Below are 12208 nucleotides of genomic sequence, written 5' to 3'. Positions count from 1 at the left end.
TTACGGCAATCAAACTGATGATTACGAAATTCAAACAATTCTAAAGGATGTAGGTGTTAATTTTGTTAATTTCTTAAAAAAATTATTAAAATGGGTGGGTTCTTCAAAGCCAAGGCAATAACTTATTTCGGCTATATTCCAATCGGTATGTTTGAGTAATGCCTTTGCTTCACTCAATAAACGCTCGGTGATATAATGTGTTGTTGTTTTTCCGGTGGTTTCTTTAATCGCCCTATTGAGGTGGTTTACATGCACAGATAATTGTGCTGCGTAATCCTTAGCTGATCGCATAGAGAGCCGCTGGCTCGTTGTCTCTATCGGGAACTGGCGGGCAAGTAACTCTGTAAATACGGTGGTGATTCTGGAATTCGCGTTGGGGTGTTTAAATAGTGTCTCTGAAGGCTGGGTTTTTAAAGCAAAATGAGTAATCTCTGTAATGTAATTCCTGATCAGATCATACTTATAGATATAATCGGAATTTACTTCTTCCAGCATTTTAATGAAGTTAGCTGATATCTCCCTGGTCTGCTGGTCATTCAGAATATATGCAGGCTTGCCACCTTGAATAAACATCGGCAGGTCTCCAATGTCTCCACGAATTTTTTCATTAAAAAAGTCTGCTGTAAAAATACAGAAGAACCCAACAGAATCTTCTCTTGCGCCACTTGCCAGCTCCCAGGTGTAAGGAACCAGTGGATTAAAAAACATTAACGCTGTTCCATTAATCTCGATGCTTTTGTCAGCATAATGGTAAATATTATGACCGCTAATAAGTGAAATTTTGTAGAAGTCGCGTCGGCTGTAACTCATTTGCCCGGTATCTTCGCGATGGCAGTCTTCCAAGCGGAAAACATTGAAATGACCCAGGTTTTCCTGTAAATCACTGGGTACTAAACTGAATTTTTTCTGGTAGAAATCCGCAATAGTTTCTGTGGTGTTCATGAATCAAACTTACAAAATTCAAACCTAATAGTCAAGTATGGGTTCAGATACTAATATAGCAGTGCAATCTCTATCTGCACTTCTTTATACAGAAATTCTACTCCCTTATAACGAATTAAAATACCGATTGGTATATATTTGAACTATTAATTTGATGTGATGAGTAAAGCAGAAAAAACACGGGGTTTTATTATAGAAAAAACAGCGCCTATTTTTAATAGGAAAGGATATGCCGGAACTTCCTTGAATGATATTACCGATGCGACCGGATTGACTAAAGGCAGCATTTATGGGAATTTTGCCAATAAGGACGAAGTCGCCTTAGCTGCTTTTGACTACAATGTTCAAAGTGTTGAGATGAAAATCATTTCAGAAATGAATAATCAGCACACTGCAAAGGGAAAATTACTAGCTTATGTAATTGCCTATCAGGGTTTAATTGCCGGTAAAATATCTCCAGGTGGCTGTCCGGTTCTAAATACTTCCATCGATGCTGACGATACGCATCCGGCGCTCCGCGAAAAAGCATTGAATGCACTCTTATCCTGGAAGAACCGGATGACTGGTCTTGTTCAGGATGGAATTGCAAATAACGAGATCGCCTCCCGTTATCATCCGGAACAGATTGCCTTAACCATTATCGCCATGATTGAAGGCGGAATAATGATTTCCCGATTAACCAATTCTCATGAAACCCGCGAATTGCTTTTAGAATCTTCAACGGCATATATTAATAACCTAAGCACTTAGTGATTAAATATAAAAATCTGACTGATAATTAGTTATAAAACAGGATTGAGGAATATAAAAAAGAAAATCGCTTTAAACCTTATTATCATGATATTTGCGCCCGGAATAATAAACGGGCATTCTTAACATTTGAGGGACGTTGATCAGCATATCGCCCGGATCAAAATGAGTTTATCAGGATACCAAAAAGATTAATTAAACCAAGAAAATAAAAAATCGGTTGCTCAATTATAAGTAACCCAAAAAAATAATTAGCATGAAAAGAGTAGTTGTAACAGGATTAGGCGCAATAACGCCGCTCGGGAACACAGTAGAAATCTTTTGGAAAAATATTTTAGCTGGTAAAAGCGGCGTAGGTCCGATTACCAAGTTTGATACCAGTAAGTTTAAAACTCATTTTGCTGCCGAAGTAAAAGACTTTAATCCTGAATCTTTTTTAGACAAAAAAGAAGCCAGAAAATATGATACGTTTACACAATATGCCATCGCATCAACCGATCAGGCAATTGCAGATGCAGGATTAGATTTCACTACAATGAGTGATGATCAACTTGCAGAGGTTGGTGTAATCTGGGCAACTGGAAATGGCGGGATTTCTACCTTTGAGCAGCAATTAGCCGAATTTCATCAAGGCGATGGCACGCCAAGGTTCAGTCCGTTTTTCATCCCAAAAATGATTGTAGACATTGCTGCAGGTGCAATCTCTATTCGACATAAATTACGTGGCCCAAATTATTGTACCGTATCGGCATGTGCATCTTCGAACACTGCAATCATCAATGCTTTTGATACTATACGGTTGGGAAAAGCAAATGTAATGGTTGCGGGAGGATCTGAAGCGGCAATTACAGAAGCTTCAGTTGGTGGATTCAATGCAGCACAGGCTTTATCCAAAAGAAATGATAGTCCGGAGACAGCATCAAGACCCTTTGATGAAAGCAGAGATGGATTTGTAATGGGAGAGGGCGCAGGCGCTTTGATTTTGGAAGAGTTGGAGCATGCCATTAACCGCGGTGCGCATATTTATGCAGAGATTGTAGGTGGCGGAATGGCCGCAGATGCTTATCACTTAACGGGAACGCCTCCGGATGGAATTGGTGCGACCTTGGGAATGAAGAAAGCTCTGAATGATGCAGGAATTTCGGCCGACAAAATAGATTACATTAATGCCCATGCAACTTCAACCGGCCTTGGCGATTTAAGCGAACTGAATGCTGTTAAAAATGTTTTTGGAGATTCGCCGGTCATTGTTGGAGCATCTAAATCCATGACAGGTCATCTGCTAGGCGCTGCCGGTGCAGTTGAAAGTTTAATTAGCATTTTAGCCATTAGAGATAGCATTATCCCACCTACGATTAATACCCAAAAATTGGATGAAAAAATTCCGGAAGGCCTAAATATTGTGCTTGGCAAGACAGTTAAAAAAGAAATTAACTACGTACTGAACAATACTTTCGGTTTCGGCGGACATGTTGCCAGTACAATTTTCAAGAAATACGAAGCTTAAAATTTACCTATCCATTAATAAATTAACCAATTCCTTCAGGTCTTCCACTTCCTGTTCGAGTTTCGAAATACGATTTTCCAATGCTTCACCGGGTTGGGAAATCGTTGTTTCTGGTACCTGAGTCTCTGTTTCCGGCACCTCAATTTGCGCACCTAACAAATGAACAAAGCGGGCTTCTTTTTGTCCGGGCCGCTTAGGCAATTGTTTTACAAACGCCGATTCCCCGGCAGATAACTTTGTGAGTTGTTCTAATACCTCTTCTATGTGCTCAAATTCATATAGCCTGGCAGAGGTGCTATTGATTTCGCCGGGCGTTAGTGGACCGCGTAACAGCAGCAAACAAAGGATAGAAAGTGCTGATGGAACTAGCGGATAAACAATTCCAAGATTATGTTTGTATTTAATTGTTCTGCTGGAACCACCTGTAGCTGTGGAGATTAAACCTTTTATTTTTAGTGAATTAAGCGTGAGCGTTACCGTTTCTTCATCATAGTTTACAATCGGGTTTCTGGAACTTTTCTGGTTGCAGGCTGCAATTAAACTGTTCAGTGTCATCGGATAATAATCTGGCGTGGTTCTGCTTTTTTCTATTAATGATCCTAATACCCGTTGCTCTTCCGCTGATAAATCTGATAAAGGTTTTGTTTCTTCCATTTCATAAAATTAGAAAATGACTTCACATTTTAAGAAATTATTTCAGGTATTATCAATATACACCCTTGTTGCTGGTTAATGAACTCAGAATTTCCATTCAGACTTCATTAATCAGTTGATAAAATCACTTGTTCAATGCGACATTGCGCTTCGAAATGACACATAAATTTTACTTCATAGAATTATTCTAAATTCTTTAATCAACGAAATCTGAGCACAAGAATCACGATCTTTAAATCTGCACAATACTACAAAACAAAATTTATGCAATCATCTGATCAGAAACCGAATCAGGGAGGCAGCAGGAGAGACTTCCTCAAAAAGAGCTCAATCATTACTGCTATCGCCCTCACACCAACAGTTGCAGTAAAAGCAGCAGAAAATCAGGCCGATGAACGTTTCGCTGAACTTTTCGAAAAAATCCCACTCAATTTAACCGTTAACAATAAGGCATATAAAACAGCAGTTGAACCCCGGGTAACGCTGCTAGATTATTTAAGAGAAGAGCTGCACTTAACGGGTACAAAAAAAGGTTGTGACCATGGCCAATGTGGTGCCTGTACGGTGCATGTAGACGGCGAAAGGGTAAATTCATGTTTAAGTTTAGCCGTAATGAATGAAGGTAAAAAAATTACCACAATCGAAGGCTTGGCTAATGGCGAAGAACTACATCCCATGCAAGCTGCGTTCATTAAATATGATGGTTTTCAATGTGGCTATTGTACCCCCGGTCAAATTATGTCCGCGGTAGCTTGCGTAAGTGAAGGCCATACCAGTTCACGTTCAGAAATCAGCGAGTATATGAGTGGAAATATCTGTAGATGTGGTGCTTATCCAAATATCGTTGATGCGATTGTTGAAGTGTCGAAAGGAGGAATGAAAGCATGATTAATTTCCAATACCTAAGAACAACAACTTCAAAATCAGCACTCAACCTGATATCGAAAGATAAAAATTCCAAGTTCCTTGCAGGTGGTACCAACCTGATTGATTTGATGAAAAGAGGGGTAACATCGCCAGAGAAACTGATCGACATTAATCATGTACCGTTAAAGCAAATTGAGGCCGTTGGAGATCAGATCATTATTGGCGCACTGGCATCCAATACCGCAGTTGCTGAACATGCGCTGATTAAAGAAAAACTTCCATTACTCGCTATGGCATTAAACGCTGGTGCTTCTGCTCAATTGAGAAACGTAGCAACCGTTGGCGGAAACATGATGCAACGTACCCGATGTGGCTATTTCTATGATACAGAGATGCCCTGCAATAAAAGACAGCCAGGATCCGGTTGTGGCGCAATTGGCGGGTTCAATAGAATGCATGCAATTTTTGGTACTTCAGACCAGTGTATTGCTGTGCACCCCAGCGACATGTGTATTGCCCTAGTCGCTTTAGATGCCACGGTAGTACTTTCAAATGCAAAAGGAGAACGTAAAGTCTTATTTAAAGACTTTCATCGCTTACCGGGAGATACGCCTCAGTTAGACAATAATTTAAAGGCTGATGAAATGATTGTCAGACTGGAAATTCCGAATAATAATCTGAATAAAAATTCTTATTATTTAAAGGTACGAGACAGGGCATCCTATGCATTTGCATTAGTATCTGTTGGGGCTGCTTTAGAACTTTCAGATAATAAGATTAAAGATGTACGCCTGGCAATGGGCGGTGTGGCACATAAGCCCTGGCGTTTAACTGCTGCAGAAAACTTTTTGAAAGGTAAAGAAGCTTCAGCTGAAAACTTTGAGCAGGCTGCAAAACTGGCCATGACTGATGCAAAGGGTTTTGGAGAAAACAACTTTAAACTTCAAATGGCTCCAAATTCAATTATCGAGGCATTAACCGTAGCAAAATCAAAAGCTTAATCATGGAAAAAAGATTAATAAAAGACGAGAATGACCGTGTAGATGGTATTTTCAAAGTAACGGGGAAAGCTAAATATTTTGCAGAATACGAACTTCCGGGGTTAACATACGGCGTATTGGTTACCAGTACAATCACTAAAGGGAGAATCACTTCTCTGGATACCAGGGCGGCAGAAAAAGCCCCCGGAGTAATTTCCGTGGTTTCGCATTTGAACAAACCTTCAGCGCCAGCTTATGAGCAGGAAGGTGGTTCAGCAATGAAAATCTTTTATACCGATAAAATCTTTTATAACGGGCAGCCGATTGCCATAGTTGTTGCAAATACTTTTGAACGGGCAACCTATGCTGCTTCTCTGGTTAAGGCAACTTATACGAAAGATGCATTTAACACCGATTTCGAAAAAGCGGTTGGCGATGCTCAGGCAAAAAAACTGCAGGGCCAGCCCGATTACAAGCGTGGGATAGAAAATGCTTATCAAACGGCCGAGGTGAAGGTAGAAGAGAAGTACCATCTTCCGATTGAGACCCATAATCCTATGGAATTGCACGGAATTATTGCAGACTGGAGAACCAATAATCAGGTAGTTGTTTATGCTAAAACGCAGGGCGTGAAGGCTACCCAAGGTACTATAGCAAATGTTTTTAAAATTCCTATCGAGAATATTCAGGTTAATTCTGAATTTGTTGGCGGTGGTTTCGGGATGGCGCTCAGAACCTGGCCGGTAGAAATTGCGACAGTGATGGCCTCCCGGCAAATTGGTAAACCGGTTAAACTTGTACTTACCCGGATGCAGATGTTTACCATGGTTGGCAACCGTCCGGCAGCTGTTCAAACCATTGGATTAGGCGCTAAGAAAGATGGAACGCTGACTGGCATTACGCACAGGGCTTTTGGTGAAACTTCGGTTTACGAAAACTTTACTGAAGGGGTGGTGAACATGGCGAAATTTATGTATCAATGCGATAACGTAAATACACAATATACTGTTGTTCCTGTTGATTTAGGCGTACCAATCTGGATGCGTGGACCCGGGGAAGCAACCGGAGCATTCGCCCTTGAAAGTGCAATTGATGAAATGGCTCATGCACTGGATATGGACCCGCTTGAATTCAGGATCAAAAATGATCCGGAGAAAGACCAGCAACGCGATAAACCATTTTCAGATAAAAACATAAAGGAAGCTTATCGGGTTGGTGCGCAGAAAATTGGCTGGAGCGAACGCAAAAACAAACCTGGGAGTTTGGTTGACGGGCAGTGGAAAATGGGATATGGCGTAAGTATTGGCGTTTTCAATGCGAACAGGGGCAGGGCAAGCGTGAAAGGGATTTTAAAAGCTGATGGATCTTTGGTGCTTCAAAGTGCAACAAGTGATATTGGTCCGGGAACGGGTACAGGCATGACGCTTATTGCCAGCCGGGTATTGAAAATTCCGGCAGGCAAAATAAAATTTGAACTGGGTGATTCTTCATTGCCTCAGGCGCCAAGTCAGGGTGGTTCTGCAACGTTGTCTACAGTAGGGTCTGCTGTTAATGATGTATGTGTGGCTTTAAAATCTACCGTTGCAGAACTAGCTGCAAACTCCAATATGGATGCAACAGCAAACTTCGCAGATGTACTAAAGAAAAATAATCTGCCCTCTATTGAAGTAACCAAACAAAGCCAGGCAGGAAAGGAGCGGGATGAATATTCGATGTATTCTTTTTCTATCCACTTCGTGAAGGTGAAAGTACATAGCTTAACAGGTGTAGTTAAAGTTGATAAAATCGTTTCTGTCGGAGATTCGGGCACTATTGTAAGTCCGAAAACGGCAAGAAGCCAGATGGTTGGTGGTGCAGTTGGCGGCGTTGGAATGGCACTGACAGAGGAATCAATTATCGATCATCGCTTTGGAAGATACATCAATAACAACTTTGCGGATTATCACGTTCCGGTAAATGCAGATATTCCTGAAATTGAGGTTCATTTTATCAATAAGCCAGATCCTTATATCAATCCAATGGGTGCAAAAGGAATGGGAGAAATTGCGTTGATTGGTTTCTCGGCTGCTGTAGCCAATGCCGTATTTAATGCAACTGGTAAGAGAATCAGAACTTTGCCGATCACACCAGATAAGATATTAGCATCATGATTTTAACCACAGATGGACACAGATAAACACGGATTTAGGCGCATAGCTTTTCTCTGTGCCCATCCTGCATATCTGTGGTTAATAGTTTACGGCTACCTTAAATGCAAAAAAGCGAACCGATTGGTTCGCTTTCTTTTTTAGCATGCAATGTTTAGAAATTATTTTGCGTTTGAACTGCGACCATATGTGGCTGCCATTTTCAAAGCTTCGTAAGCGTTAACAATTCCGCCGCTGATACATAAATCAGAGAATGGTACAGAAACACTTTCTGCGTTTTCTTCCTCTCCTTTTTTGTAAGATACATTGTGGTTCACTTTAGTAACCGATTTAACAATGATCTCTTTTACCTGTGCAGCAGATAATTTTGGATAATAAGAACGAATTAATCCAGCTAAACCAGCAACAACAGGGGAAGCCATACTTGTTCCGTCTAAATCTTTATATTTTGATCCCGGAACGGTAGAGTGAATGCGAACACCAGGAGCGAAAACATCAACCTGTGTTTTACCAAAGTTAGAGAAACTTGCTTTTAGCGTCTCGTCATCCTTCGGCCCGGATGCTCCAACAGTGATCCATGAGGCAATTGTTTTTTCGTCTAAATCTTTATGGTTAGGAAAGTTATTCTCTGTATCAATATCCTGATTCTCATTCCCGGCAGCCTGAACAATTAGAACATCTTTCGAAGCCGCATATTTCATCGCATCATTAACAATGGCTTTGTCCCAGCTGTAGGCTTTACCAAAACTCATATTAATTACTTTTGCACCATTATCAACAGCATAACGAATACTGTTTGCCACATCCTTATCGCGCTCATCACCATTTGGTGTACAACGAACCCCCATAATGGCAACATTATCCGCAACACCCATAATCCCAAGTTTATTGGTTCTATCGGCAGCAATAATCCCGGCCACATGTGAACCATGCATCGCATCAGGTCCGGTTACATCGTTATTTCCGTAAAATTTTTCTTTTGAATCATTTGGATTATCACCAACAATCGATCTCGGATCGTAATCCAGGTTAAGGTTATATTCAGCCTGGCGGGTATAATAATCTACACCTTCCTTAATCTGATCTTCATAAAAATCTGCAAAACTGCCCTTCTGCAATTGTTCAGACATAACCGATTGTATGCGGCTTTCAGGCTCATTAGCAGGTTTAAAATTTTTGAAATCTTCTGCTGTTGGATTTTCTTTTCCAATCTTTTTAACAACAGCATCTAACGCATTTTTAAAACCTGCAATACCAGCCAAACCCTGTTTCGCTTCACCCAATTTTTTTTCCAGATCTGCCCTTCTGGTTTTGAAAGCTTCCCAATCTTGTTTATCTTTTTCTGCAACTGTAGCATCAGTGGTATTGGCAAAACGGGCCTGATCTCGACGAACTAACCGCGTAAGCTCTAAAGTTTCAAAGTTTACTGATTCTTTCGGACCACCAATAAAGTTCCAGCCATGAACATCATCAACATAACCGTTTTTATCATCGTCTTTACCGTTTCCAGCGATCTCTTTTGTATTTACCCACATGATTCTTTTTAAATCTTCATGGGTAGCTTCAACACCACCGTCATTAACAGCAACGATTACTTTAGTAGATTTTTTACCTTTCAAAAGTTCTTTATATGCTCTTTCGGTACTGATTCCAAAAGTAGAATCGGTTTTGAGATCAAAGTTTTGCCAATTCGGTTTTTGTGCGTTGGCAAATAAGGGAAGTGCAATAACAAATGCACCAGTTAAGAGTACATTGAAAATTCTATTCTTATTCATTTATGTAGTTTTGTAATTAAACGCTGAAAGTTAATTTTAATTTTTTTTATTCTGAATTATTGTTTTAAAAATGATGCTGTTTAAACTTTTAACACGAAAAAATCCCAAATGCAGCCATTTGGGATTTAAATTTTATATAAAAAACTAACTTATTTTAAATTTAATGTGATTTTTTTAGCCATTTCATCATGCTGTTCAATCACAGCAAGCGTTTTTGTAGCCCATTGTTTTAAGCCCGCATCCCGGTTCTGAGCTCCATCTTTAAATAAAGCGACCGTTTTATCATGGTCAGTAACCATCATTCCCATATAGTGCTTATCAAATGCTGCACCTTTAATTTTTTTCATTTCATCCAGATGAATCTGGTCTTCCCCAGGCAACGCATCTGGTGTAATAACCTTCTTTTGAATGGCAAATGCTTTCAGTTCCTTGTTTGCTTTGGTATGGTCTTCCAGCATTTTTGCTGCAAAATCTTTTACCTCCTGGCTGGAAGCATTTTGTTGTGCAATCTTCGCGGCTTCCACTTCCATAATTCCACCGACAGCAGCTTTTCTCAAAAATGTTGCTCCAGCATCATCAATTCCAGACTCAACTACTTCAGATCCTGAAACATGGTTTCCATTTACCATTGAAGTATCACCGGAAATGCTGTCTTTTGTTGTTGATGATTTCTTATCTGCCGTTTGGCAAGCCTGAAATGTAACTGAGGCAGCAACTATTGCTGATAGCATAAATATCTTTTTCATGTAATGTCTTGTTTTAATATATAGCTAAAACAAGAGGAAAAGAAAAAGGTTTGCTAATCCAGTACGGGATCTTACTTTTGGTAGGCGTTTTTAATTACAATCGCCATTTGATTTTCTGGATTTTCAATCGGAGCAAAGCCAAATTGTGCATATAAACCATGTGCATCTGCTGTAGCCAGTTGGTAACGGTGCAGGCCCTGAAGGTCTGGATGAAAAATCATAAATGACATTAGTTTTTTTGATAAGCCCTGGCCACGATAAGCAGATTCAATATAGACATCGCAAAGCCACCCGGTAGTTGCCCTATCTGTAACCCAGCGTGCAAAACCAATTTGTTCTGTACCTTTATAAATTCCGAAGCATAGGGAATTTTCAATAGAACGCTGAACAGTTTCTAAAGGGATATGCTGAGCCCAATAAGATTCTTTGCTGAGGTAGCGGTGAATGGAATTAACCTGGAGAAGGTCCTTTTTATCAGAAAATATAAATCCGTTTTCGCTTATTTGCATGGTAGAAGTAGATTAGCAGATGATGGGAAACCACCCGCTTAAATAATTTGAAAGCATATTAGTTCCTCATGTTGATGAACTGTAAAGGCTGATCAAAATCTTCTCCGCGACAAAGCGTAATCACTGCCTGAAGATCATCAATTTTTTTCGCTGTTACCCGAACCTGGTCATCCATGATAGAGGGCTGAACTTTTAGACCACTGGCTTTAATTTTTGCCACAACTTTTTTTGCAGCTTCTTTATCCAAACCTTCTTTAATTGTTATCTCCTTACGGATCATATTTCCTGATGCAATATTCTCCTTACCGAAATCCATACTCTTAGGATCCAGATTTTGTTTCATCATTCGTGAAATAATGGAACCTTCAATTGCTTTTAAACGCATATCGTCCTCAGTAACAATCGTTATAACATTTGTTTTCTTATCCAGTTCGACAGTACTTTTCGAGCCGTTGAAATCAAAACGGTTCAATATTTCTTTTTTAGCATTGTTAATTGCGTTATCAAGAGTCTGCGCATCAACTTTACTTACGATATCAAAAGAAGGCATGGTTTTAGCTTTAATGTAAAAAATTAGTAGATTTAAGAGAAATTAAATCGATTGTACAAAAAAACGAAAAATATTATGAAAACCACTAAAGCTAAGCCTCAAAAAAAAGCATTTAAAAAAGATGCTATAAAACAGTTAGAGCAATCTTTAACTGCTCAGTTTATGGAAGTAGTAATAAGTCTAGGGCATGATGCATCGGAGATTAGCACTGAAGTGGCTAAAGCCAGCAAACGTGTTGCAAAGAAATTAACGAAAAAATTTACCTTAATAAAAGCAGATGTTGGGCAAAAAATAGATGGAATTTTGCATTCAACAAAAGAAAAAACACAAGAAGTTAAAAAACCAGTTGAAAAAGCGGCAAACAAAGCAGAGAAAAACGCTGCTAAAGTAGTTAAGAAAGCGATTTCGAAAGCGAAACCTGTAGTTCAAAGTGTTAAAGTTGCTGCCATTGCAACAGCAGAAAAAGCCGAAAAAGCAATGGCTAAACCAATTAAGGCAGTTGAAAACGCCGTTGAGCAAACTGATAAAATTGCGACTCCAGAATTAGAAACGGTAAAAACAGATATTAAAGCTGCTTCCACTAAAGCGGCAAGTGCAGTAAAGAAAACGGTTGCCAAAACTACTACAGCTGTAAAAGAGACTGAAGCAGCGAAAGATAAAGTTGTGCCTGTTGTTAAAAAAGCGGTTAAAGTGACAACTAAAAAATAATTTGTTAACGTTAACTCGTGTGTGAATTAACATTTACTTAACAAATTAATATGCAGTTTTGAGCATCCCTGTT

The 12208-nt window shown here is 39.6% G+C and carries 12 protein-coding genes; 6 read left to right on the top strand and 6 right to left on the bottom strand.

Annotation, left to right across the window (positions count from 1 at the left end):
- Positions 1-30 precede the first annotated feature (30 nt).
- A complete protein-coding gene (locus tag GJU39_RS08195) occupies positions 31-942 on the bottom strand; it encodes a helix-turn-helix domain-containing protein (protein WP_154280304.1) in 912 nt (303 codons plus the stop codon).
- A gap of 159 nt (positions 943-1101) precedes the next feature.
- On the opposite strand from GJU39_RS08195, the gene GJU39_RS08190 reads away from it, so the two are divergent.
- On the top strand, positions 1102-1692 hold the full coding sequence (locus GJU39_RS08190; protein ID WP_154280303.1) for a TetR/AcrR family transcriptional regulator: 591 nt from the start codon (positions 1102-1104) through the stop codon (positions 1690-1692).
- Between the two features lie 256 nt (positions 1693-1948).
- Positions 1949-3199 (top strand): beta-ketoacyl-ACP synthase II, encoded by a 1251-nt coding sequence (gene fabF, locus GJU39_RS08185; RefSeq protein WP_154280302.1) that lies wholly within the window; start codon positions 1949-1951, stop codon positions 3197-3199.
- Between the two features lie 3 nt (positions 3200-3202).
- Here the strand turns inward: fabF and GJU39_RS08180 are convergent, their stop codons facing one another.
- Positions 3203-3853 carry a YceH family protein gene (locus GJU39_RS08180; protein WP_154280301.1) on the bottom strand — a complete coding sequence of 217 codons (651 nt, stop codon included), beginning with the start codon at positions 3851-3853 and terminating at the stop codon, positions 3203-3205.
- A 264-nt stretch (positions 3854-4117) separates the two neighbouring features.
- Here GJU39_RS08180 and GJU39_RS08175 point away from each other — a divergent pair, with 264 nt between their 5' ends.
- Genes GJU39_RS08175 through GJU39_RS08165 form a run of 3 tightly spaced genes read left to right on the top strand, consistent with a single transcriptional unit; the run spans position 4118 to position 7850 of the window.
- Positions 4118-4741 carry a (2Fe-2S)-binding protein gene (locus tag GJU39_RS08175; RefSeq protein ID WP_154280300.1) on the top strand — a complete coding sequence of 208 codons (624 nt, stop codon included), beginning with the start codon at positions 4118-4120 and terminating at the stop codon, positions 4739-4741.
- Positions 4738-5721, top strand: coding sequence for an FAD binding domain-containing protein (locus tag GJU39_RS08170; RefSeq protein WP_154280299.1), 984 nt, complete (start codon positions 4738-4740; stop codon positions 5719-5721). The genes GJU39_RS08175 and GJU39_RS08170 overlap by 4 nt, the downstream gene beginning before the upstream one ends.
- 2 nt (positions 5722-5723) lie before the next feature.
- Positions 5724-7850, top strand: coding sequence for a xanthine dehydrogenase family protein molybdopterin-binding subunit (locus GJU39_RS08165; protein WP_154280298.1), 2127 nt, complete (start codon positions 5724-5726; stop codon positions 7848-7850).
- A gap of 158 nt (positions 7851-8008) precedes the next feature.
- Here the strand turns inward: GJU39_RS08165 and GJU39_RS08160 are convergent, their stop codons facing one another.
- The 4 genes from GJU39_RS08160 to GJU39_RS08145 form a co-directional block, all read right to left on the bottom strand.
- Positions 8009-9622 carry a S8 family peptidase gene (locus GJU39_RS08160; RefSeq protein WP_154280297.1) on the bottom strand — a complete coding sequence of 538 codons (1614 nt, stop codon included), beginning with the start codon at positions 9620-9622 and terminating at the stop codon, positions 8009-8011.
- Positions 9623-9771: 149 nt separating this feature from the next.
- The gene (locus tag GJU39_RS08155; RefSeq protein WP_154280296.1) at positions 9772-10368 is read right to left on the bottom strand and encodes a DUF4142 domain-containing protein; all 597 of its coding nucleotides are present in this window, start codon (positions 10366-10368) and stop codon (positions 9772-9774) included.
- Positions 10369-10439: 71 nt separating this feature from the next.
- Positions 10440-10877, bottom strand: a complete 438-nt coding sequence (locus tag GJU39_RS08150) for a GNAT family N-acetyltransferase (RefSeq protein WP_154280295.1) — start codon at positions 10875-10877, stop codon at positions 10440-10442.
- A gap of 58 nt (positions 10878-10935) precedes the next feature.
- A complete protein-coding gene (locus tag GJU39_RS08145) occupies positions 10936-11427 on the bottom strand; it encodes a YajQ family cyclic di-GMP-binding protein (RefSeq protein WP_154280294.1) in 492 nt (163 codons plus the stop codon).
- Between the two features lie 75 nt (positions 11428-11502).
- Between GJU39_RS08145 and GJU39_RS08140 the strand changes: the two genes are divergently transcribed.
- Complete coding sequence (locus GJU39_RS08140; protein ID WP_154280293.1) at positions 11503-12135, top strand: hypothetical protein; 633 nt, start codon at positions 11503-11505, stop codon at positions 12133-12135.
- Positions 12136-12208 lie beyond the last annotated feature (73 nt).

It is taken from the genome of Pedobacter petrophilus, from assembly GCF_009674725.1.
GTDB lineage: Bacteria > Bacteroidota > Bacteroidia > Sphingobacteriales > Sphingobacteriaceae > Pedobacter > Pedobacter petrophilus.
Note: the sequence above shows the minus strand (reverse complement) of the source record. Positions and strands in the feature narration are given on the sequence as shown.